Origin of the sequence: Streptomyces luomodiensis, from assembly GCF_031679605.1 — a bacterium.
Lineage (GTDB): Bacteria > Actinomycetota > Actinomycetes > Streptomycetales > Streptomycetaceae > Streptomyces > Streptomyces luomodiensis.
Genome location: NZ_CP117522.1, coordinates 1,450,666 through 1,473,317 on the forward strand (window position 1 = coordinate 1,450,666; position 22,652 = coordinate 1,473,317).

A 22,652-nucleotide genomic window follows, 5' to 3' on the forward strand; every position below is an offset into this window, starting at 1 on the left:
TCGCTGCTGTTTCTCGCTCGGTTATCGCTCGGTCATCGCTTTTTGGGCACGGTGAGCCGGCCCTCGTTGAGGTCGACCTGAGTTCCGACCAGGGAAACGGACGCCCCCTGGCCGTTGTCGATATGCACCCCGGTCGCGTCGATCCTTATGGACGCACCGCCGGGCGCCTCCAGCAGAATGCCCTCGGCCGGAATGTCGGACATCACGATCTTGTGCTTTCCCGGCGTCTGGATCACCACGGGGTGGGACGTCGCCGGGTCGCCACGCGCGTCCTCCGGCAGCTGGTCCCTGACGCCGAACCAGCACCCCGTCCAGATGGGAAAGCTCGGGTCCCCCTGCTCGAACTCCACCCACACGCCCGCCCCGACGGACGGCACGACGTAACTCCCGGCGGGCCGCTGCTGGTCCCCGGTGAAGGGGAAGCAGGGCATGGCCCAGGTGGACGGCTCGTCGCCGAGGACATCGGGCACCTCGACGGTGATCCGGCCGATTCCGAGCGGGTCCTGGTTGTCCCGCACCCGGCCCCGGAATTTGCCGAGGAAGCGCTGGTTGGGCGTTGCCGCCATGGAGGCTCCTGATCCTTGTGCGGCCTACGGCCGGACGACGTTGCTGCGGGCGATCAGCCCTTCGCGGGTGAGCGTGAAGTTCTGCTGGAACGAGCCGGGCCGGAGGTTATGGGTGACGGATTTGACGAAGTACTCCCCGTCGTAGGTGACCCCCGTGCCCCGGACGCCGACGAGCTGACGCGGCTGGAGGAGGTACCCGTGCCGGCTGACGTCGAGCGAGCCGGACCCGGAGATGGCGTCGGCCGACGTGGCGGCGCGCGCGAGCGCCTCCGCCTCGGCCTGCGCCCGGTCCTTCTTGGCGGTGCCGGAGAGCGTCTTACGCTTGAGGGCGGGCGTGGCCCGTTTGCCCAGGGGCGGGCGGAGCGGACTGATGTCGGGCTGGGCGAGGAGGGTGGCGGTGCGGGTGGCCGGGTCCTGCACCCGGGCCTGCGGCTCCTCCCGGGCGGTCCCGTCATAGGCGAACGTCAGCTGGTCGACGGTGGAATTGACGTCCATGTTGACGGTGAGGGCGTGCTGGGGTGTGCCGATGCGCTTCTCGGGTCCCCAGTAGGCGGTGGAGACCCCGGGCACGGGCCCGGGGATGAGGTAGAAGACATAGCCGTTGGCCTGGGCGAGATCGGTGACGTACTGGAGGTCGGTGCCGGTCTGGTAGTCCACGCGGCGCTGTGCGTTGGGCGGTTGGAGGATCTTCTCCTTGACGACGTCGGCCTCGATGCCGTAGTCGGTGTACTTGGCCAGGATGCGGCTGACGCGCTGCCAGGGTGAGAGGTTGGGGTAGCGGTCGGTGCGCTCCTCGAGGTCCATGAGGAGGGTGAGGTCCTCGCCGGTGACGGTGAGGGTCGTCTGCCCCGGCTGATTGCTGGCCCCCACCTCGTGGCGCACGATGAGCCCGTCGAGGAGGACGATCGGCGTTCCCTTGACGACGGCCGTGACGATCACACGGGTGCGGGGGTCGAAGAACCCTTCCGGGAGCAGCCGGTCGACGATCGCCCCCTTCTTGGTGAGGTCGAACGCCATCTGGAAGCCGCTGCGTTCGCCCGCGGTGGTGGTGATCTGCGCGGACAGCAGCGCCTCGGTGACCTCGGCCGGCACCGGGCGGGTGAGCTGGGGCCCCATGCGTAATTCCAGGTGGATGGGCCCCTGCCCGACGGGCTCATCGGCCATGGCGCCCACCGCCTCCGCCCGGGAACCCGCCCGGGATCGCTATCTCCTCGCCCGGCTCGGCGGTCAGCTCGCGCGGGTCGAGGACGGGGTTGGCGTCGGCGATCCGCCACCAGGCGGCGGGGTCGCCGAAGTAGCGCTGACCGAGGTGGTCGGGGCGTTCGCCACTGCTGACGGTGTGGGTGGCGGTGTCCTCGGGGTCCGCGCTGATGGGCGGCAACAGCCGCCGCTTGACGTACCGGACGGGGGTGCCGTCGGGTTGGGTGTGGACCCCGATCTCGGCGTCGTGGTAGCGGCTGGAGCGGGGGTAGGGATGCGATCCGGGTATCGCGTCCAGCGCGCTCTCGTACGACTGTGGCTCTGCCATCCGCTACACCCTCCCCAGCCCGATGCCGCCGCTGTTCAGCCCGATGTCCCCGCTGTTCAGCCCCAACGCGCCGAGCGCCCCGCCACGCGCCGCCGCCGCGAGCCGCTCCTTCTGCGCGAGGTGCGCGAGGTAGAGCTCGGCGCCACGGTGGCCGGCGGGGAGGTCGCTGACGGTGAGCACCTTCAGCCCGATGCTGAGGGACGCCCGGATGGGATTGAGGTTGACGTCGAATGCCGATTCGTTGATGGAGAGTTCCGTGATGCGGACCGGCATGACGCGCTTGCTGCCCCAGGTGAAGAGCGTCAGCGGCATCTCGATCGGGGTGATCTCGATGGTCCCCTTCTTGGCGAGCCGCATGGCCTCCCGTAACTTCGCGGTGGTCGGCTGCACGAGCATTTCGAGCGTCGCGAGCTGCGGGTGTATCCCGTCGGGCGCGGCCACCTCGAACTGATCGGTCGCATCGATCTCCGCCGTGAACTTCCACGTCTCCTGGGCGGGCCCCTTGAGCCGGAGCGCCTCATTCCGGTCCCCGCTTCCGCTGCCGCCCCCGCCGCTGTCGGCTTGGTCGCCGGCGGATTGGGGTGAGAGCGAGCGTTCCAGGGTGTCGGGGTTGAACTGCAGCACGATGATGCGCTGGGGGGTGCCGCGCTCGGGGTCGACGAGGACGATGCCGGAGCGGATGGGCTTGGGGATGTCGGCGTAGGTGGTCACAGGCGGGCCTCCAGGCGCTCGACCAAGGGAGAGTAGTCATGGTCAGGGAAGATCTCCGGAAACAGCTCCAGCATGCCCTCAAGATATCCACGGATCTCTCCGAATCCCCGGGCGAGCGAAATATCGGTGTACAAATACTGCCACCCGTACGTCCCCTTGGTCAGCAAGATCGCGTCCAAGTACTCCCGGTACGTGATGTCCATTTTGATGAAACCGGGAGGGTAGGGGGAGGCACCAATATCCGCAACGTCGCTGTACCAGACCTCAAGCGGACCGAGGCCAGGCTTGAGCCGGATATACGTGAGCATGCCCGCTCCGGAACGCGGCGTCTGATCCATAACGCGTAGTTCCGACAGGAATTGGCGTTGGAACTCCGTGTCCGCTCCCCGGGCAGGGCCATCAGGCTGACTCAGTATGTCGTGGAAGGGGCGCAGGAAGAACTCGCCACTGATCTCCGGCAGTTCACGAGTATGGAGGATGCCGTTATCGGCCGCTTCTTCTTCGTCGTCGTAAGCGACGTCATCATCCTCGTCATCCTCCCCGGCTCGGGTCGACCATCGACATCCGAAGTCGATGAAGCGCAGTCCGCACGACCTGATGTCTTCATCCAGCACCAGGTCCGCCCATTTCTCGTTGAAGGCGCCCAGCGGAGGGAGGGCCTCCAAGGGAGGGGTCAGCCGGTCGGTGTCTCCACAGTCGGCGTCCAGTACCGGACAGTTCGCAATCTCCTCCAGTGACGTCAGATGCCGCTGTTCATTCGGGGTCAGCTCCGACATTGGCCGTTCCTTTCAGTGGCGCAGAACAGCGCGCTTAGTTGAACCTGAAGTAACCGTACCTTTCCCGGTGTTTCAGCATGGCCAGGAGTCCAGAAAGGTCTGCTATCACTCTCCCGCTCGGGAGGGAATACTTCCGCATCGCGTTTCTCATCTCCTGAAAGTCGTTGAACTTCCCGACCCTGCTCCGCTCCTGCATGAAGGCATCCATGAACGCTTTCCGCTGGGAGCGCTTACTGGAGAGATTCACCCGGAATCCAAATGCGACTTCGATTTCAGGACGCGTGGCCGTATTGATCGGAACCGAGGAGAGCGGGGCGTAGTTGTGCACCGGGACCGGAGGAGGTGGGAACTGCAGCGCCGCCACGTTCCGCGATCCGGGCTGTAGCTTTTTCCAATGCGAGCGGCTGCGTCCCGAACCTCGCTCCTTTTTGTACATGCCCCACGCGGCATCGATCTTTTCGGGGAATCCCCTGGGGTACGCGGGGCCATGCGGATAGGGGCTAGGGCTTTTGCCCGCGTAACGCTTCAGCTTCACCTCGTACCACCCGGGAAGTGGCGGATTCAACTTCGACGGTTCACCGAATATGTTCGCCGGTATCTTCTCGAAATTATCGTAGAAGGGTCCGTTTATGTCGTTCCTGGCAGGAACGAAGTTGGATGTCTTGGCGGGACCTCCCAATTGCCGGGGGATCAGGTGCATGCGATCCCATTGGTGCGGATTGTTCTGGAGGTCATACCTCACCAGGTAATCCCAGCCTTCGGTGTACTGCCCCGACGGTTTCCTCCCGTATTCCTTTCCATACTCTGGATTTATGTACTCGGCCACTGTCGTGATGGCCGGCCGCACATAGTTCTGTGGCGTCGGGCTGATCCCCGGATCCGGTAGTTGATATTTCTGGAGATACCGCATCACGCTCTGCTTGTAGCCTCGCGTCACTGTGCCGCCAGGGTTGAGGCTGGCGCGCACCTGAAATCTCTCGCCGCCCATCACGTAAAGCCGGGTGAGGCGATACCGGCGGCGCAGAACGGAAAGCAGGGAGTCCAGCGTATCCTTGTGCACTCCAGGCTCGAGCTCACCTTCGATGATCGGGCGAATCCTGGCGATGATCAGCGCCAACTGCGCATCCTTGAAGTTGGACGACTCCTCCTCTTCTTTCCGGTCGTCACGCTTTTCGCCCTTGTCCCCCTTATTCCCCTTATTCCCCTTCCCGCGTGGTCCCTTACTCCCTTTACCGTCCTTATCGGGTTTGGGTTTCCGGGAACCCGGCTTGTCTTCGTTCTTGTCGTGCTTGGGCCTCCTGCCGTCATCCTCCCCGGGCTTCTTGGACTTGTGAGGAGCGTCGTTGTCGCCCTTGGGCCTGCGGGGGCCGTCCTTGTCCTCTGTGGACTTGGTCGGGCCCGGATCCTCGGACTTGGCCAGGTCCTGGTCGTCGCGCTTCGGCGGGGAGCCGTTGTCGTCCTTGTCCGGCTTGGGCCTCGTCTCCGGTTCGGGCTTCGGCTTGGCCGGGGGGTCCGGCTTGGGTTTGGGCTTCGGGGACGGGGTCGGGCGGGTGTCGGGCTTGTCGTCCGTTGGGTCCTTCGGCTTGCCGTTCTTGTCCTTGGTTGTGGGGGCCGGGGTCTTGACGGCGGGTGTGGTCTTGGGGCTGCCGGGGGCTTCGGGCCTGGTGGGTTTGGGGTGGGGGCGCGACGGCGTTGTGGGCTTCGGCTTTGTGGTCGTTGTCGTTGTGGGGCGCGTTGCGGGAGTACTCGTCCTCGGTGAGGTCGGCTCTTGCGACTTCTCGTCGGGCTTCGGCTTGCCGCCCCGTCGGTCCGAGCCCTCCCCGTCCGTACCGCCCCTGCCGCCGGCTCCGTCCTTGCCGCCCTTGCCCTGGCCCAGCTTGGCGGCGATGGCCTTGAAGCGCCGGCCCACCTTGGCGACGTACTTGCCGATGCCGGACAGCAGGGCCTCGTAGGCCAGTTCGAGGAGCGCCACGATGCCCGCCGCGACGGCCTTCGCGAAGAGGATTCCCGCGCCGCCCATGCGGACGAGCTTCAGCCAGTCGAGGACCGCGCCCATCGCGCGCAGGATCGCGCCGAGCGCGCCGATGGCCGTGCGGATGGCGTCGATGACGGCCATCACCCAGCCGGCGCCCGGGATGAGCTTGGCGACGACCTTGGTGATGACGATCTCGCCGATGATGAGGGGGAGTTGGGGGACGATCGCGTCCCACGTCTCCTTGACGATCCGCTCCAGGGTGAAGCCGCCCTTGAACAGCTTGTCCAGGACGGCCTTCGGGACGCCGATGATCTCCTCGATCTTGGACTGGAACCACTCCTTGACGGCGGACTTGACCTCCCTGAACAGGTGGTTCTTCGCGCCGTCCACCGCCGAGTTCTTGGCGCCGCTCAGCCAGCCGCCGGGGTCGGAGAGGAAGTCGACCGCGATGAGCATGAAGTCGCCGAGCGCGCCCAGCAGTTTGGAGGCGAAGTCCAGGACTGCCTTGACCGCGTCCACGACGGCCTTCACCACGTCGAGCAGCATCTTCTTGAGGACGTCGAGGATGCTGCTCAGCAGCTTGCCGAGGGCGTTCAGCAGGTCGGTGATGGCCTGCTTGAGCATGGTGGCGAGCTTGTTGACGAGGGCGATCGCCGCCTCGATCAGGCCCGTGATGACGTTCCTGATGCGCTTGGCCAGGTCGATGACGGCCCGCACCATCGCCTTGGCGAACTCGATCAGGTCGTTGATGAAGTTCTTGATCGCGTCGGCGATCGCCTTGCGGGCGTCGTTGATCCAGCGTTCGACCGTCTCCTTGAAGTTCTTGATGAAGCCGACGACCGCGTCACGCGCCTCCCTGATGACGCGGACAATCGCGTTCTTGATCTCGATGACCTTGTTCTTGATCCAGTCGAAGGCCTTGCTGACCCAGTTGCCGGACTCCTGGACGCTGTCGTCGCGCTTCTTCTCGGCGTCCCGTTCGGCCTGGTCGCCCTTGTCCTGGATCTTCTTGTCGCTGTCGTCCTTCTCCTTGTCGACGTCCTTGTCGGTCTGCTCTTCCTTGTCCTTGACGTCCTTGCGGATCTTGTCGTGCCGTTCGGTTTTCTTGTCCCCGAGAGACCGGAGCTCCTTGTCCTGCTCCGTGCGCCAGTCCGCGCGTTCGGCGGTGACCTCTGTCATCGCCTTCTCGCGCTCGCTCGCCTGGCTCTTGGTGTTGGCGGCTATCTCGGCGTCGACCTGTCGCTTGTGTTGCTGCTGGCCGTCCCGGAAGTCGCGGTCCTTGGTCTGCCGCCCTTCGGACATGCGCTGCCGGCCGTCGGTGAATGCCGCCTGGAACTGCGGTCCGCGTTCGTGCTCGGCCACTTCCGACGCGGCCTCGGGCGGTACGGCCCCCGTCGTGGCGCCGCCCTGGGGCGCACCGCCGCCCCCGCCGCCCTGCTGTCCGGGGACCTTCGCGGCCATCTGTTCCTGGGGAGCGTCGGGATAGACCTGGTCCTCGCCCATCCCCCGGCCGGCGTCGTCGCGGCCCGTCGCGACGGTCTCCTGGCCCTTGGTGTCGACGGCGGAGCCCTGCTCACCGGCCGTCTGGTCGGCGGCGCCCCGCATCCGCACGCCCGGTGCGTTGCCCGCCTGGGCCTGCTTGAGCGCTTCGTCCTTGGTCGGCAGCCCGGCGAACTTCGCGGCCAGGGCCTGGGGGTCCACTACGGGTTTGTCGGCGCCGAAAAGGCTCGCGACCCCGTTCACGATCTTGCCGCCGATGAAGCCCAGCGCCATCTTGAAGGTGTCCCAGCCGCCCGGCTCCTCGGCCTTCTCCGCCTCGATCTGGCCCTCGGGCTCCTTGGCGCCCGTGACCTCGGCCTCTTCCTGCTCCGGGGCCTCGGACTTCTGGGCCGGGTCCTGCGAGTACTGGGCCGGTGCGTCGGTCTTCGGCTTGCCCTGGAGGGTCCGCGGGGCGCCTGCCGGGCGCCGCATCGAGGGCGGGGCGGCGGCGAGCGCCTTGTGTTCGTCGCTGACGGTGCGGTCCACCGAGCCGCTCACGCCGGTCATGGCCTCAAGCGCCACATGGGGCTTGAGCTTCGAGGCCGTGGACAGGCCCGCTTCCGGGGACACCTGGGAGAGGTTCGGGGACGGTCCGGAATCCTTCTTCTTGCTCTGGGCCGGGGCGGACGCCTTGCCGCCACCACCGCCCCCACCGCCTCCGCCGCCGCCCGCACCGCTGGGTGCCTTCGCCGCCGGAGCCGACGTGGACTTCTCGGTCTCCGGGGTCGGGGCCGGTGCGGACGCGGGGGCGGGGGCCGACGCCGCGGGTTCGGCGGTCTTCTTGGGTTCCGTGGTGGGCGGCGTCGGCTCCGCTGCCGGAGCCTCGGTCCGAGTCCCCGTACGCTCCCCCGGCGAACTCTGCTCGCTTCGCGCTCCGCTGCTCGCCCCGCCCGGCGTATCCGCGTTCGACCCACCCGTGACCTGGGTGTCCCGCGCGGGTGAGGGGGACGGGGAGTCGGCGGTCGGCTCGCTCCGGCCCGCCGGCGCCGCGGCCGTCTTCTTCTGTTCCCGTTCGGCCGTGGGCTCCTGCGCGGCCGCCTGACCGCCCACCGCCTGCTGGGACGCCTTTTCCCGCGCACCGCCGGATGTCTCGCCCGCCGCGGGAGTGTCCTTCTCCTCCTTCGCGGCCTGTTCCCCGGTCTCGCTGCCGCCGTCGGACCTGCCCGCGGCCTCCTGCACCGTCATCTGGGCGACGACGGGTCCGTCCTTCGGGTCGGCGCCGCTCTTCGGGTCCCTCGTCGCGGCCGGTCCCGGGCGGCTCTCCGCGGCCTGCTCCACGGCGAGACCGCCGAGGCCGCCGAGCCCGTCGCCTCCCGGAGCGCCGCGGTCCGCCTCTGCCGAGGGCTCGGGGGTTCCGGTGGCCACGTCGGCGGCGTCCTCCTCGGGTTCGGCCTCCGCCGCCTCGTCCTCGGCGTCCTCGGCGTCCCGCTCGGCCTGGACCTTGTCGGCCTTGGTCACCGGAGGGGCGGGGAAGGACGGGAGCGGAGGGGCGGCGGACGAGGAGGGGTCGAGCTCGTCCGCGGTCGGTACGCCGGAGACGTCGAGGTCCTGGGCGGGCAGGAAGTCCTCGGGCTGGAGCTTGATGTCCCAGGCGCTCTTCTCCTCGCCCCCGACGTCGACCTCCGACTCGCTGCCGGAGCCGAACGGATCCTCCTCGGCCTGCTCCTCCGGGCCGTCGAGGTCCTGGGCGCGTACCCCGTCGAGGGTGGAGATCGCGCCGGACGGCCGGGGGTCCTTGCCGGACGCCACCGGCGAACCTGTGGGCTTCTCCGCCCCCCGTTTGTCCTCCTGCTTCGGCTGCCTGCCCGCCACGAGCGCATCGACCGCGCCCGGACGGTTCTTGGCCGCCGACTCCTCCTTGCTCGGTGTCGCGACGCCCTGCTGTTCCTGCTCTTCCTGCTCTTCCTGCCCCTGTTGCTCTCTCCCGGCCTTCCCGGAGCCCTCGGACTGCTTCTCGCCGTCCTGTCGCCCATCCCCGGACGTCCGGTCCGAGGGCGAGGACGGTGCGGCCGGCTTCTGGCCCCCGTTCCCGCCCCCGTCCTGACCCCCCTTCTCGCCCTCGTTCCCGCCCCCGTCCTGGCCCTCCTTCCGCGACGCGTCCCCGCCGTTGCGCGGCGTACTGCCGGGGGCGCCCTCCGCGGCGGGCTGGTCCATCTCTGGGCCCGGTGCCGGTGCCGGCCGCCGCTCCTCCGCACGGTCCTCCTCCGCCGTCCGGCGCTCGTTCGCGCGCTCGAACAGCAGCTCCTCGACCGGGTCCGGCTCGACGGCCGGGGCCGCCAGGGGTTCCGGCTCCAGGTTGTCGTCCGCCTCGATCTCGTCGACGAAGTCGAGCACCCGCTCGTGCTCCGCGCTGAGGAGCCTGGTTTCGAGGCGGTCGAGGACCGCGTCCTGCACCTCGTCCGGCATCCGCGCCAGCTGCATTCGGGTGCGCTTGGAGCGGTCCTCCGGATCGCCGCGCAGGGAGCGGACGACGCTGTTGGCGAGGCGGTCGACCAGGGTGGCCGGGTCGAGCTTCTCCATGCGGTTGCGGTCGGCGTCGACCGTGGCGTAGCGGAGCCAGCCCGGGGTCGCGGACTCCTCCGGTGCCACGTCCGTTTCCGGTTGCCCGCCACGTTGCCCGCCGCCTTGCCCGCCGTGTACGAGTTCCTGGGCCGCGCTCTCCGCCTCGCGTTCGATGGCCTGCTGGGGCAGGCTCACCGCGCCCAGGCCGCGGCCCGCGCGGAGGGTGCCGAGGCCGTGGGGGTTCTGGACGGTGTGGAGCAGTTCGTGGGCGAGGAGGCGCCTGCCCTCCGTCGTGCCGGGGCGGTAGGTGTGCTCGCGGAAGAAGATGTCCTGGCCGACCGCCACCGCGTCCGCGCCCAGCAGTTCGGTGAGGTGGCCCGCGTCGCGGTCGGTGTGCAGGCGGACCTGGCCTAGGTCGTGGCCCAGCCGTTCTTCGAGGTCGCGACGGACGCTCGGGTCCAAGGGGTGCCCGGCGCCGCTGACGATGTCCTTGGGCTCGGGCGTACGGGTCGTACCGGCCCGCTCCTTGCGCTTGCGGCGCTTGGCGGACCGGGCGGAGGCGCGGTCGTCCCTTGTGGTGGACGGGGAATCGCTCATGTCCGCTTCCGCCCCCTTCCGGACAGGCCCGCGTGCACGGCCCGTGCCAGGGCCTCGCCCAGCCGGGCCGGGGAGGTGGTGGCGGGAAGCGGGGGGAGGCCGGCGAGCGCCTCGAACTCCCGGCTCTCGCCGTCCGCGGTCAGCGGTACGCCGCGCTCCCGTACGAGGCGGGTCAGCTCCGTCTGGAACGCGGTCCGGACCCGGTCCGGGTCGATGCGCGCGTCGAAGCCGGACAGCGCCAGCTCGCCGATGTCCACGTGGACCGCGCTCGGCTGCTCGTTCAGACCCATCCGTGGACCTCCGAGGGTGTGAGCGAACGGTCCAGCTTCTGGTACTCGGTGCGCGCCGCCGCCAGCATGTGGCGCATCTGGAGGCGGTCGCCCTCCTCGGCGGCCAGGAAGGCGCCGGAGAGCGCGATATTGCGGATGGAGCCGCCGGCCACGGTGAGTTGGGCGAGGCGTTCGGTGTCGATGTCCTTCATCGGCGCCTGGGCGGGCAGCACCCGGCGCCAGATCTCGGCGCGTTCGCCCGCGCCGGGGAAGGGGAAGTCGACGACGAAACGGATGCGGCGCATGAAGGCCGGGTCGAGGGCCTTCTTCATGTTGGTGGTGAGGACGGCCAGGCCCCGGTACGCCTCCATGCGCATCAGCAGATAGCTGACCTCCAGGTTGGCGTACCGGTCGTGGCTGTCCTTGACCTCGCTGCGCTTGCCGAACAGCGCGTCCGCCTCGTCGAAGAGCAGCAGCGCGCCCCCGCGCTCGGCGGCGTCGAAGACCTTGCGCAGGTTCTTCTCGGTCTCGCCGATGTATTTGCTGACCACCTGGGAGAGGTCGATGATGAAGAGGTCCAGGCCCAGCTCCTTGGCCAGCACCTCGGCGGCGAGGGTCTTGCCGGTGCCGGAGCCGCCCGCGAAGAGGGCGGTGACGCCCAGGCCACGGCGCAGTGTCGCGGCGAATCCCCACTCCTGGTGCACGGTGGCGCGCTGCCGTACGTGGGCGACGATCTCGCGCAGGATCCGCGACTGGTGATCGGCGAGCACCAGATCGTCCCAGGCGGCCTCGGGTTCGATACGGCGGCCCAGCTCGTCCAGGCCGATGCGCGCCTCGATGAGCCCGGCGCGCCAGGCGAGCGCGGTGGGGTCCGGGTCGGCCGCGTCCGGGAGGTCACGGCGTACGGCGGCGGCCGCGGACCGGATGACGTGCGGCGGCAGCTGGAACTGGGCCACGAGGGAGCGGAGATGGGTCTCCCGCATCTGGGGGATGTCCGCGAAGGCGTCGGCCCAGAGGGCGAGTTGTTCGGTGTCGTCCAGCGGGGGCACGGTGACGCGCTCGCCGCGCGCGCGGCCGGTCCGGCGCGGGTCCGGGCCGGAGACGACGAGGGGCACGGCGGCCGCGTCGATGAACGCGTCGGTGGCGGCGGCCTGTTCCCGGTCCATCTCGCCGACCTCCAGCAGGAGGGCGGCGGGCAGCAGGACGGCCTCACGCTGCCAGAGACGGGCGAGGCGGTCGCGTTCGGCCGCGTCGGAGGGAACGTCCTCCGAGGCCATGACGTACAGGGCGAGCCCGGTGCGGCGGGCGGCCGTGGCGGCGATATCGGTACGGGTGGTCAGGTCGCCGCCGACGAGCTCGACCCGCAGCGGGGCCTGCGGACGGGACTCGTTCCAGCCCTCGGCCACACGGTCCGCCGCCCGGTCGTACGAGGCGGGCAGCGGCGGTGGGACGGGGGCGCGGCGCAGCAGGCCGTGCAGACGCGCGTCGAGGTAGGGCGATCCGGCCAGGAAGTGCAGGACGCGCTCGTCGATCCGGAGCCGGGAGGTGGTGAGGCGGGTCTTGTCGTCGAGCTCGATCAGCCGCCAGCGGCGGAGCGGGGACACGGGAGTGAGCGCGCTCCAGTGCGGTTCGTCGAGCGCGGCGAGGGCGAGCGAGAAGGTGGGGTGCGTACGGGCCGGGTCGCCGCTCGCGGCGGCGCACCTGGCGGCGGCGGTGGGGTCCAGTTCGGCGGCCGCCGCGAGCAGGACGAGCTGACGCTCGAAGGTGCTGAGACCGAAGCAGGCGGCGAGCGCGTCGAGGGTGGCGGGGCCGTGGATCGCCTGCCGGTCCGCCTGCCGGTCCGCCTTCTGGTCCGCCTTTCGGTCCGCCTTCTCGCCGGACGCGGCCGCACCGCGTGCCCGCTCGCCGTGCGCGGCGGCGCCTGGTCGGTGGCCGTTGGTGGTGGCGTGGTGCGCGTGGGCGTCGACCCGGGCCAGTACGGCCTGGACGGCGGCCGCCAGGGCCTGTCCGTCCTCGGCCACGATGGACCCAGCCGCGAAGGAGTCTCCGCCCGCGCCGGTATTGGCGCCCGCGCCGGTATTGGCGCCCGCGCCGGCATCGGTGGCTGCCGATGCGCGGCGGTCCCGCGTACCCATGCTGTGGTCCACCCCCTTCTCCCCCACCGGGCGCCTCAGCTCTCCGGGTCCCCGGAGCGCCCGCCGCGGCGCCGGGCCGTGGTCTTGCGCGGACGGGTGGGCGCGGCGGCCGTCTTGGCAGCCGCCGTCTTCGCGGCCGCGGCGCGCTTCTTGGTGGGCTTGGCCGGGGCCGGGGGCTCGGTCTCCGGTGCCGTCTTCGCCTCTGCCTCCGCCTCCACCGGGGCGGACTCGGCAGACGGCTCGTGCGGTCCCGGCGAAGCCGGTGGCTCCGGCGCCCCCGGTGCGCCGAAGGGCACCGCGCGCACCGTGTGCCGTTCCACCGGCTTCGCCGGGACCGGCTGTTCGCGGCCCTCGATCAGGACCAGCGAGCCCTGGTAGCAGACCGACAGGACGTACGGGGTCTGGTAGAGCATCCCCCAGAGCTTCGAGGTCTCGTCCACATCCATCTGCGTCGGGGTGAAGCGCACCCGCTGCACCGACTCGGCCAGGTCGCTGCCCGCCAGGTACGAGCGCCGGGCGGCCTCCTCGATCACGTCCTTCGGCAGCATCGGTATTTCGTGCAGGATGCGCACCACGGCGCCGATCAGGCGCTGCCCGACCAGTTCGGATTCCTCCCCGTAGGCGCTGATCAGGTAGTGCAGGTCCATCGCCGCGGCCGGCCGCTTGAGGAGCGTGCCGTCCGAGGCCCGGGTGGGCAGGTCGGTGGCGCGCATGGAGGCGTTCGGGGTGACCTGGTAGAGGAAGATGTTGATCGTCGGTTCGGTGGGGGGCTCCGCCGGAGGTCTGTGGGTGTCCACCGTGACCGCGATGTCGATCTCGGGCCGCAGATTGTTCGCGATGAGCAGCGCGAGGGCCTGGGTGACGGTCGCGAAGGCGAGTCCGTTGCTCATGTCAGTCCCTCCTCTCGCCGCGTGCCAGGTAGTCGTCCAGGCTCAGCGCGGGTGCGCGCCGTCCCGTCGCTCCGGGGCGGGCCGCAGCTGAGCGGTCGGCGCCGGGCGGGGCGGCGGCGGTGACCTCCAGCCGCCCGATCTGGACGTGCACCGTGCGCTGCGCGGATCGGGCGCGGCGGCGCCCGGCGGGGAGCGGTGCGGTCTCCCGCCCCATGGCGGCGGCGGCCGCCCGGGGCGGCAGCGGTACGGCGGCGGCCGGGGACAGCACGCCCGCCGACGGCGGGCCGCTCGCGGGCCCCGCGGCAGCCGGTGCGGCGCCGGGAGCCGGGGACGCCGGGGCGCCCCGCCGGGTGGCCGGGGCCTCGTGGGCGGCCGGGTGCGGCCCGACGGCGATCTGGGTACTGGGGAGCAACAGCGGTGCGGGAGCCGGGATTTCGGCGTACCGGTCGATGTCCTCGTACGGTGCCGGATCGGCGCGTACGACGGTCTGCCGGTCGGTCCTGACCTCGCGCTCGTGCCGGACCACCTCCCGGTGGTGGTCGGCCGCCGGCGGCGGGGCCACCCGGGGAGGTGCGGACTCCTCCGGCAGCGGCGGTTCGCCCCGCAGCGCCTCGATCCGCTCGTACGGACCGGGCAGCCGCGGCCGGACCCGCACCGGGCGGCCGTCGGCGGCGCCGCCCGCCACCGGCTCGGCCCCGAGGCCGGGGCCGGGGCTCGGCGCGGGGGCGTGCCGCGCGAGCAGCCGGTCGAAGTAGTCAGCCATCTGCGCACAGCTCCAGGTAGTAACGGCGCCGCAGCGGGCTGAGCGCCAGGATCTGAGGCTCGCTCCAGCCGTATGCGGTGGCGAGCAGGTGGACGTCGAGGAGCAGGTCCCGTGCCCAGTGGTCGAGTTCGGCCCACAGGTAGGAGGCGATGTCCAGCTCGGCCCGGGTGGCCGCACCGCATGCGGGACAGGTGACGTTGAGCGTCACATCGGCCGCCGGGTCGGCACGTTCGGCGGCCTCCGCGAGCCGCCGCTGTACGGCTTCGGGCAGGCCGGCCACCGCCACGGCGAGGCGGTCGGCGGGGACCGGCCGCCCCGAGCGGTGGACGGACACCACGCATCGGACGAGCAGGGCCCGCCGGGCGCGGGCCGCGGCGGTGGTTTCGGCGGTGTCGGCGGTGTCGGCGGACGTATCTCCGGCAGCGTCTCCGCCCGCGCCCGAGAGTCCGCCCGCGTCCGGGGTCCCGTCCGCGCCCAGGAAACCCTCCACGTCCGAGAACCCGTGCACGTCCGAGAGACCGTCCGCACCCAGGAATCCCTCCGCGTCCGAGAGACCGTCCGCACCCACGAGCCCGTCCGCACCCAGGAGCCCGTCCGCGCCCGGGAGTCCGTCCCCGTCCAGGAGCCCGTCCCCGTCCGAGGGTCCGGGCGGTTCGGCCACGGCTTGCCCACCCACGGCGGCCACCGTCTGCCCGCCCGCCTCGGCCGCCGTCTGCCCGCCCGCCTCGGCCGCCGTCTGCCCGCCCGCCTCGGCCACCGCATGTGCCGCCGCTTCGAGGTCGGCGACGGTGGGCAGCCGGAACTCGACCGTCCACTCGCCCTCCTCCACCCGCAACGGGCCGTCCTGCCCCCGCGGGCGCACCCCCAAGTGGCGTGCGTCGAGGTCGAACTCCATGGCCTCGCCGCACGCCCCGCACTCGGCCCTGACCTGCATCCGCTCGCCGAACAGCGCTCGCCGCAGCGCGTACAGGTCCGCCTCGCGCTCGCCCACCGGCAGCGACCGCAGTTCGCCCGCGGCCGCCCCCGGGCGGGCCGCCCGGTGCAGCAGCAGGGCGCGGCCGGGGCCGTGGTGCGCCAGCCCCGCTTCCCAGATGGCCAGCAGCTCCGCGGGCCCCGTGTTCCCCATCTCTCAGGCCGTCCGCTCCCCGTACCGTGCCGTTGCCCGTACCGTGGCGTTGCCGTACCGCCCTGCTCCCCGTACCGCCCGCTCCCCTCCCCCGCCTACGCGGGGTGGGTGAACGAGGGCTCTTCCGGCTCCGGCACCTCGTAGTCCCGCTCCCAGCCCTCGCACTCCAGCTTCAGGCTCTGGATCGCGACCGCGTTGGCGTTGGCGTCCAGCTCACCGAGCACCTGGTATTCGCTCGGCCAGGTCCGGTAGAGCTTGTGCGAGACGGCCACCTGGCCCGCCTCGTTGAGGACCTGGATGACGATGTCCTTGCGGAAGTCGGCGAGCGAGACCTCGGCGCCGAGCCCCGCGCCGACCTGCCAGACCTTGTTGGCCCAGCGGTCGAACTCGGGGTCGTGGGTGACGCCGCGCTCCAGGGTGATCCCCTCGAACTCGGACCGGCCCGGGGACTTGCGGGGTGAGCTGGGGTCGCCGCCGTTGCGGTGTTTGACGACCTCGGTGGTGCGCTTGAGCGGACTGATCTTGCTGATGCCCGCGACCGTACGACCGTCCCAGAGGACCAGAAACTTGAAGTTCTTGTACGGGTCGAAGCGATGGGCGTTGACCTGGAACTCAGCCATCACATTCCTAAATCTCGAACTGCCCGGCCATCTGCTGGATCTTGACGATCACGAACTCCGCCGGCTTGACCGGCGCGATACCGACCACCACATTCACGATGCCGGCTGCGATGTCCTCGTCCGTCGTCGTGTCCTTGTCGCACTTGACGAAGTAGGCCTGACGCGGCGTACCACCCTTGAACGCGCCCTTCTCGAACAGGGTGTGCAGATAACCGGAGGCGCTCAGTCGGATCTGCTGCCACAACTGCTCCGTATTGGGTTCGAAAACGACCCATTGCAGTCCGCGGCGCAGACTCTCCTCGATATGCAGCGCCAGCCGCCGCACCGGTACGTACTTCCATTCGCTGTCGAGCGCGTCGGCGCCGCTCAGGGTGCGTGCGCCCCAGACCAGCGGGCCCACCACCGGGAAGGTGCGCAGGCAGTTGATGCCCAGCGGGTTGAGCAGGCCGTTCTCGCGGTCGGTCAGCTGGACGCCGAGCGAGTACACCCCGGCCAGCCGGGCCTCGGTCCCGGCCGGGGCCTTCCACACGCCGCGCTCGCCGTCCGTACGGGCGATGACGCCCGCGAGTGCCCCGGAGGGCGGGAAGGCGCGCAGCCGTCCGGTGAGCGGGTCGGTGAGCCGCAGCTGCGGGAAGTACAGCGCCGCGTGGTCGCTGCGGACCGGCTCGAAGGCGCCGATCCCGGCACGGGCCGCGTCCACGCTGCCCCAGGCGGAGGGCGCGTCGACGAGCAGGAAGATCCGCCGCTCCCGGCACAGCCGGTCGGCCGCCGACAGCACGGTGACCATGTCGTCGACCGACTCGTACGCGGCGAGTTCCGGTAGCGACAGCAGATTGACGTCCTCGACGTCGCGCAGCGCCTGGAGGCCGGTCTTGTCCGCCTCGCCGCCGATGAGGTCGCGGGGGCCGGGCGGGGCGCCGTCCTCGCCGCCGGACAGCGGGAAGACGGGCGGGTTGACCGAGGCCTCCAGGCCGAGGTCATTGGCGCATTCGCCCAGGAAGCGCACCACGTCCCCGGGATCGATGGAACCGGCGACGACCTGGAGGCGGCGGCCGAACGCGGTGACCTCGGTGCCCGCGAAGGCGTGCTTGCCGGGGGCGTCGGGCAGCGCGCGCAGCTTGCGCTCCAGGAGCAGGGCCAGCTCGGTGACGTCGCACGGAGCCTCGCCGTCACAGTCCGGGTCGTACAGGGTGAACGCGCGCTCCACCTCGCCGATCTTGACCGTCAGCTCGACGTTCAGATCGGGGAGTTCGCCCGCGAACGGCTTGGAGACCGTGCCGGAGGGGTCCGGCCGGCCCTCGCCGACTGTCTTGACCCGGACCAGCGCCGACCCGGCGTTGATCACGGTCTCGACGTGCCGCCCGTGGGCGGGGTCGGTGGACAGGTGGGTGAAGGACTCCCGGGAGGTGCCCCGTGCGTCGAGCACATGGAGGTTGAAGGTCTCCTCCGGGCACGGGGTGTCGTAGTCCACCGCGAGGCGCAGACCCGAGCCCCAGTGGCCGGGCTCCTTGGCGTACACCTCCAGCACCGGGCACGCGCTGTGGCCCTCGGTGGACTCGAGGGTGACGCGGGCGGCCTTGCCGGTCCCGGCCTTGGTCACGCGGACGACGACCGCCACGGTGCCGCCGTTGCCGAAGAACTGGTGCACCGCGTAGCCGACCGCGCTCTGCGAGGTCAGGCCGCCGAAGCGGCGTTCGAAGTCGGCGAAGCTGGTGACGCGCACCGGGGTGTTCAGCGGGCCCCGCCGGGTGTGGCCCACGAACGCGGTCACCGAGGTGGTGACCGAGGCGATGGTACGGACGCTGCTGGGAAGCTCTTCGATGTAGACACCCGGATAGCCCGCGTGCGTCGGCATTCCCCCTCCATTCTCTTCAGCGCATCAAGAGATGAGGAGGGGAAGTGAAGATCGCTCGCGCGGATTTCCCGCCGCGCCCACACGTTCTCCGTGTACTTCCCCCGGTCGCACGCCCCCGCGAAACCGGTATCGCAGGGCTCGGAACGTCGCTTGCGGCTCCTGATGCGTGAGTGCGATCTGAGTTTCCGCGCCGGACACGATCCCGGTCAAGACATTGATCCGGTCATCTCCTTCACGTCGAAATTCTAGATCGTTTCCCGGCCTCCACGAAGTTGACCAAGCTATTACCGTGCGCAATTCCTTCCAGTAATTCGTGATCGTAAAATTCCGCACGGAGTGCGCCGACGACGAGAACCCGCCGAAAAGGCAATCCGTTCGGCGTGCCGTTTTGCGGTTCCGCGCCCCCGGCGGTACCGACGGACGGTCAGGCGTCAGGCGCCGGGAGCCGGGCGTCAGGGGCGACGGCGGTCAGGCGTCGGGCGTCAGGGGCGACGGCGCGAGGACCGCGTGGCAGTCCAGCCAGGCGGACCGGCTGAGCAGCGGGCGCAGGCGGGTGAACAGGGCGAGGAGTTCGGGGCCCCGCCGCTCGCGGAAGACGGGGTCGCGGCGGGCGAGGTCGAGTTCATTGGCGGCCGACAGCTCGGCGAAGTCCCGGGCCAGCCGGGGTTCGGGAGTGTGGGTACGGCCGGTGAAGCGGTCGTGGAAGGCCGCGCCGGCGTCCCCGAGCCCCGGGCAGGTGGCCCTCCGGTCGCAGCTCGCGTAGAGGTACACGATGGCTTCGGCTTCCGCGCCGATCACCGCCGCCAGCTCACCGCGACGGCCGAGGGAGAGCAGGGTGACCGGAAAGCCGTCGGTTCCGTAGGACGCGTGGCACAGCCCCGCCAGTTGGAGCTCCGGGCGGGCTTCCCAGGCGGCGAGCCGGGCCCGTACGCGCTGGAGGTGGGCGAGGAGGGTGCCGCCGGGGTGCGCGATGCCCGCGGCGCCGAGCCGGCGCAGCAGGGTGACGGCCCGGTCAGCCGCGGCAGGAGGGGGAGCAGCAAGCACAGGTCCGTGTCCTTTCGTGCTCGGCAGGTCGGCACCCGTACCGCGCCGTCACCCGGTCCGGATCCGCGTGCCGGTGCCGTACGGGTTGCCGCCTGAGCCCTGCCACGATCGTCGCGAGCCGTGACCACCCCAGTCAATCCTGGGGATTGCTCGCCAACTCCAAGCTCTAGCTTGGAGGTTATGACTCTGGATGACCTTCGGGTGTTCGTGGCCGTGTGCCGCGCCGGGAGCCTGAGCGCCGTGGCCCGGGACCTGACCTGCACTCAGTCCGCGGTGAGCCAGCATGTGAAGCGGCTGGAACGCGAGACCGGTGTCAGCCTGCTGGAGCGCCAGCCGCGCGGTGTCGTGCCCACCCCGGCGGGACGTCTGCTGTGCGAGGCCGCCGCCGACGGGATCGCCGGTCTCGATCTGGCGCTGCGCCGCCTCGGCGACCTGGTGAACGGGGAGAGCGGTTCGGTGCGGATCACCACCGGCGGCACCACCGTACGGCACTTCATGGCCGAGGCGATCGTCTCCTTCCGCCGGCGCCACCCCAAGGTGAGCCTGGAGTTCCAGACCGAGAGCTCCAGCCGTGGCTGTTTCGACGCCCTCATCGCCAGCAATCTGGACCTGGCCTGGATCACCCTCGGCGCCCCGGTGCGCGGGATCGAGCAGCGGCCCGTGGTCGAGTTGCCGTGGGTGCTCGCCGTACGGGCCGGGGACCCGCTCGCGGCCCGGTCGCGGGTGGAGGTGTCCGACCTCGCCGATGTCCGTCTGGTGCGGCTGCCGCCGAACTCCACGTCCGGCGGACGGCTCGACGCGGCCCTCGCCGCGCTGGGCGTACGGGCCGGTTCCGATACGAGCGTCGCCGACTGGGACACCGCCCTGCTGCTGGCCGAACTCGGGCTGGGACGCGCCGTGGTGCCCGCCCTGCCGGGGCTGCCGGTGCCCGGGGACGAGGGGCCGCTGCGGCTCGTACCGATTCCCGCCCTGCCGCCGCTTCCGGTCGGCTGGGCCGTGCGCCGCTGGGACGCGCTCCCGCCGCTGGCCCGGACCTTCGCCGACACCGTGGCCCGCACTCTGCGCGCGGACGACCCCGACGAGCGGCACTCGACCGGGCGGCACTCGGCCGGGCGGCACTAGACCCGGCGGCACTCGACCGAAGAGCATTCCGACGAGCCGAACTCCGCCGGGCCCCGCGGGTGACCTTTTTCGGACTTCCCCCAGCCGACGCGGGGGATGGGTCACGTCACGGAGGGCACACACCCTATGCTTCTACATGCGTGTAGAAGTCCGGAGGGAGGACGAACTGCCAACGTGCCACCGGCCGCTGAGGTTCCGCGGCGCACGGCCCGTTGCCGCGCGGCCCCCGTCCCCCGCCGCACGCGCTCTCCCCCATCCACCCATGAGCGCGTGATCACACACGCACAACGCGACAGTACGCATACGTGAAGGAGTGAACGCCGCGATGGTGTTCAAACGACTGCTCGGCTCGCTCGGTGTCGGCGGGCCCACCGTGGACACGGTGCTGGACCCCGGCCCGGTATTCCCCGGCGGGCCGCTGACCGGTCAGGTCCATCTCGAGGGCGGCAAGGCGGACTTCGAGGTCGAGCAGATCACGCTGGAGCTCGTGGCCCGGGTGGAGGACGAGCGCGGCGACGAGGAGCGCGAAGGCGTCGTCCTCTTCGACCGCTTCACCGTCGCCGGCGGATTCCGGCTCGGCGAGGGCGAGCGCCGCAGCCTCCCGTTCACGGCCCACCTCCCCTGGGAGACGCCGATCACCGAGCTGTACGGGCAGCCGCTGGGCATCATCCTCGGGGTGCGCACCGGGCTGGAGATCGCGGGTGCGAAGGACAAGGGCGATCTGGACCAGCTGACCGTGAGTCCGCTGCCGGCCCAGGAGGCCGTGCTGGAGGCGCTGGGACAGCTCGGCTTCGGCTTCAAGTCCGCCGACCTGGAACTGGGCCATGTGGGCGGCACTGGGCAGCGGCTGCCGTTCTACCAGGAGATCGAGCTCTCTCCGGCCCCGCAGTACGCGCACGCCATCAACGAGCTCGAGGTGACCTTCCTGGCGAACCCCGGCGGCATGGACGTCGTCCTGGAGGCCGACAAGCGCGGCGGGTTCTTCTCCGAGGGGCACGACGCCCTCACGCTCTTCACCGTCGGCCATGAGGGCGTCGAGCACCGCGACTGGAACGCCGAGGTCGACGCCTGGGTCCGGCAGCTCGTCGAGCAGCGCGCCGCCCACGGCTCGTACGGCTCCTACGGCCACGGCGAGCCGTACCCGCCCGGTCACGGCTACGGGCGCCCGGACCACCACTACGGGCACCACGACGGGCACCACGACGGTCAGCGGCGCTCCGGCCCGAGCACGGCGGCGGTCGTCGGAGGCGTCGCGGCGGGTGTCGCGGTCGGCGTCGTCGGCGGAATGGTCGCCGCGGAGATCGTCGACGAGATCGGCGACGCCTTCGAGGACGACGAGGACTGACCGCCTCCCATGGCCGGGTCCCGGACGGACCCGGCCCTGGGCTCCCTGGCCCGGGACGTGGACTCCCGGGTCCAGGGCCTGGGCTCTCCGGCCCGGGACCTGGACTCCCGGGCCCGGGACGTGGACTCCCGGGCCCGGGGCCTGGGCTCCCGGGTCCAGGGCCTGGGCTCTCCGGCCCGGGACCTGGGCTCCCTGGCCCGGGACGTGGACTCTCGGGTCCGGGGCCTGGGCTCTCCGGCCCGGGGCCGGGCCGGGGAGCCCGGAGGCTGGTTGAAAGGCGCGGAGCTGGGCACCTCGTGGGGGCGCGTTGCCTGATACGGCCTTGCCGCCTCCGGAAGGACGATCATGAGCGAGCCCAGGCCATCCCCCCGCATGCTGCCCAGCGTCCACCCCACCCCCGGCCCGCCGGAGCCGCGGGAGGCGGTGGTCGGGCCATGATGCCGCCCCCGGAGGGCGCCGCCGAGATCCTCTTCATCGGCAACGCCACGCTGCTCATCCGCTACGGCGAGCTGACCCTGCTCACCGATCCGAACTTCCTGCACCGGGGCCAGCACGCCTATCTGGGCAAGGGGCTGACGTCCCGGCGGCTGACCGAGCCCGCCCTGGTCGTCGAGGACATCCCGGCCGACCTCGACGCCGTGGTGCTCTCGCATCTGCACGGCGACCACTGGGACCGGATCGCGCGCCGGCGGCTGGACCGCTCGCTGCCCATCATCACCACCCCGCACGCCTCCCGGCGGCTCCAGGGCCTCCACGGGTTCAGCCGGGCGACCGGGCTGCCCACCTGGCACGACCACGTACTGATCCGCGACCGCACCCAGGTCCGGATCACCGCGCTGCCCGGCAGGCACGCCCCCGGCCGGTGGCAGCGGCTGCTGCCACCGGTGATGGGGAGTCTGCTGGACTTCGGCGAACCGGGACGGCCTCCTCGGCTGCGGGTGTACCTCACCGGTGACACCCTGATGTTCCCGGGCATCCACGAGATCGCCCGACGCTGCCCGGATATGCATCTCGCGGTGGTCCACCTGGGCGGCACCCGGCTCCCGGGAGGGCTCATCGTGACCATGGACGCGCTCCAGGGGGCCGCTCTGGTCAAGGCCGTACGGCCGGAGCGGGTGCTGCCGGTGCACTACGACGACTACGCCGCCTTCAGCTCCCCGCTCTCCGCGTTCCTGGACGAGACCCGGCGCCCGGACTTTCCGTCCGCGGTGGTCTACTGCGCCCGGGGGGAGCGCATCACCGTGAGCGCGCGAGGGGCGCTCACGGCGCCCTGAAGGCGGCCCGCGCGG

At 71.0% G+C, this 22,652-nt stretch carries 17 protein-coding genes and 2 pseudogenes; 4 read left to right on the forward strand and 15 right to left on the reverse strand.

Annotated features, from left to right (window positions below):
* Positions 1 to 32: 32 nt before the first annotated feature.
* The 15 genes and pseudogenes from PS467_RS06025 to PS467_RS06090 form a co-directional block, all read right to left on the reverse strand.
* Positions 33 to 566: a phage baseplate assembly protein V gene (locus tag PS467_RS06025; RefSeq protein ID WP_311034337.1), complete on the reverse strand. Its 534-nt coding sequence runs from the start codon at positions 564 to 566 to the stop codon at positions 33 to 35.
* A gap of 24 nt (positions 567 to 590) precedes the next feature.
* A complete protein-coding gene (locus PS467_RS06030; protein WP_311034338.1) occupies positions 591 to 1,730 on the reverse strand; it encodes a hypothetical protein in 1,140 nt (379 codons plus the stop codon).
* On the reverse strand, positions 1,720 to 2,094 hold the full coding sequence (locus PS467_RS06035) for a LysM peptidoglycan-binding domain-containing protein (RefSeq protein ID WP_311034339.1): 375 nt from the start codon (positions 2,092 to 2,094) through the stop codon (positions 1,720 to 1,722). Before PS467_RS06035 ends, PS467_RS06030 begins: the two co-directional genes overlap by 11 nt.
* Before the next feature lie 3 nt (positions 2,095 to 2,097).
* On the reverse strand, positions 2,098 to 2,805 hold the full coding sequence (locus PS467_RS06040; protein WP_311034340.1) for a hypothetical protein: 708 nt from the start codon (positions 2,803 to 2,805) through the stop codon (positions 2,098 to 2,100).
* Positions 2,802 to 3,581, reverse strand: coding sequence for a hypothetical protein (locus PS467_RS06045; RefSeq protein ID WP_311034341.1), 780 nt, complete (start codon positions 3,579 to 3,581; stop codon positions 2,802 to 2,804). The genes PS467_RS06040 and PS467_RS06045 overlap by 4 nt, the downstream gene beginning before the upstream one ends.
* Positions 3,582 to 3,615: 34 nt before the next feature.
* Positions 3,616 to 10,194 (reverse strand): eCIS core domain-containing protein, encoded by a 6,579-nt coding sequence (locus PS467_RS06050; protein ID WP_311034342.1) that lies wholly within the window; start codon positions 10,192 to 10,194, stop codon positions 3,616 to 3,618.
* Positions 10,191 to 10,484 (reverse strand): hypothetical protein, encoded by a 294-nt coding sequence (locus tag PS467_RS06055; protein ID WP_268970440.1) that lies wholly within the window; start codon positions 10,482 to 10,484, stop codon positions 10,191 to 10,193. The genes PS467_RS06050 and PS467_RS06055 overlap by 4 nt, the downstream gene beginning before the upstream one ends.
* Positions 10,475 to 12,598, reverse strand: a complete 2,124-nt coding sequence (locus PS467_RS06060) for an ATP-binding protein (protein ID WP_311039770.1) — start codon at positions 12,596 to 12,598, stop codon at positions 10,475 to 10,477. The genes PS467_RS06055 and PS467_RS06060 overlap by 10 nt, the downstream gene beginning before the upstream one ends.
* A 35-nt stretch (positions 12,599 to 12,633) precedes the next feature.
* On the reverse strand, positions 12,634 to 13,488 hold the full coding sequence (locus PS467_RS06065) for a Pvc16 family protein (RefSeq protein WP_311034343.1): 855 nt from the start codon (positions 13,486 to 13,488) through the stop codon (positions 12,634 to 12,636).
* Position 13,489: 1 nt separating this feature from the next.
* Positions 13,490 to 14,251 (reverse strand): hypothetical protein, encoded by a 762-nt coding sequence (locus PS467_RS06070; RefSeq protein WP_311034344.1) that lies wholly within the window; start codon positions 14,249 to 14,251, stop codon positions 13,490 to 13,492.
* Positions 14,244 to 14,639: pseudogene (locus PS467_RS06075) on the reverse strand (hypothetical protein); the annotation flags it as partial. The gene PS467_RS06070 and the pseudogene PS467_RS06075, both read right to left, overlap by 8 nt.
* Before the next feature lie 441 nt (positions 14,640 to 15,080).
* Positions 15,081 to 15,377, reverse strand: a pseudogene (locus tag PS467_RS42015) (hypothetical protein); the annotation flags it as partial.
* A 95-nt stretch (positions 15,378 to 15,472) separates the two neighbouring features.
* The gene (locus PS467_RS06080; RefSeq protein ID WP_014058531.1) at positions 15,473 to 15,997 is read right to left on the reverse strand and encodes a phage tail protein; all 525 of its coding nucleotides are present in this window, start codon (positions 15,995 to 15,997) and stop codon (positions 15,473 to 15,475) included.
* A 7-nt stretch (positions 15,998 to 16,004) separates the two neighbouring features.
* Positions 16,005 to 17,852: a phage tail sheath C-terminal domain-containing protein gene (locus tag PS467_RS06085; RefSeq protein ID WP_311034345.1), complete on the reverse strand. Its 1,848-nt coding sequence runs from the start codon at positions 17,850 to 17,852 to the stop codon at positions 16,005 to 16,007.
* Positions 17,853 to 18,320: 468 nt separating this feature from the next.
* On the reverse strand, positions 18,321 to 18,896 hold the full coding sequence (locus PS467_RS06090) for a DUF6817 domain-containing protein (protein ID WP_311034346.1): 576 nt from the start codon (positions 18,894 to 18,896) through the stop codon (positions 18,321 to 18,323).
* 180 nt (positions 18,897 to 19,076) lie between these two features.
* Here PS467_RS06090 and PS467_RS06095 point away from each other — a divergent pair, with 180 nt between their 5' ends.
* The 4 genes from PS467_RS06095 to PS467_RS06110 all read left to right on the forward strand — a co-directional run bounded on the left by PS467_RS06095 (position 19,077) and on the right by PS467_RS06110 (position 22,637).
* The gene (locus PS467_RS06095) at positions 19,077 to 20,018 is read left to right on the forward strand and encodes a LysR family transcriptional regulator (protein WP_311034347.1); all 942 of its coding nucleotides are present in this window, start codon (positions 19,077 to 19,079) and stop codon (positions 20,016 to 20,018) included.
* Between the two features lie 325 nt (positions 20,019 to 20,343).
* On the forward strand, positions 20,344 to 21,363 hold the full coding sequence (locus tag PS467_RS06100; protein ID WP_311034348.1) for a sporulation protein: 1,020 nt from the start codon (positions 20,344 to 20,346) through the stop codon (positions 21,361 to 21,363).
* Between the two features lie 9 nt (positions 21,364 to 21,372).
* Positions 21,373 to 21,678: a hypothetical protein gene (locus PS467_RS06105; protein ID WP_311034349.1), complete on the forward strand. Its 306-nt coding sequence runs from the start codon at positions 21,373 to 21,375 to the stop codon at positions 21,676 to 21,678.
* Between the two features lie 119 nt (positions 21,679 to 21,797).
* Positions 21,798 to 22,637, forward strand: coding sequence for an MBL fold metallo-hydrolase (locus PS467_RS06110; protein ID WP_311034350.1), 840 nt, complete (start codon positions 21,798 to 21,800; stop codon positions 22,635 to 22,637).
* The last annotated feature ends 15 nt before the right edge of the window (positions 22,638 to 22,652 follow it).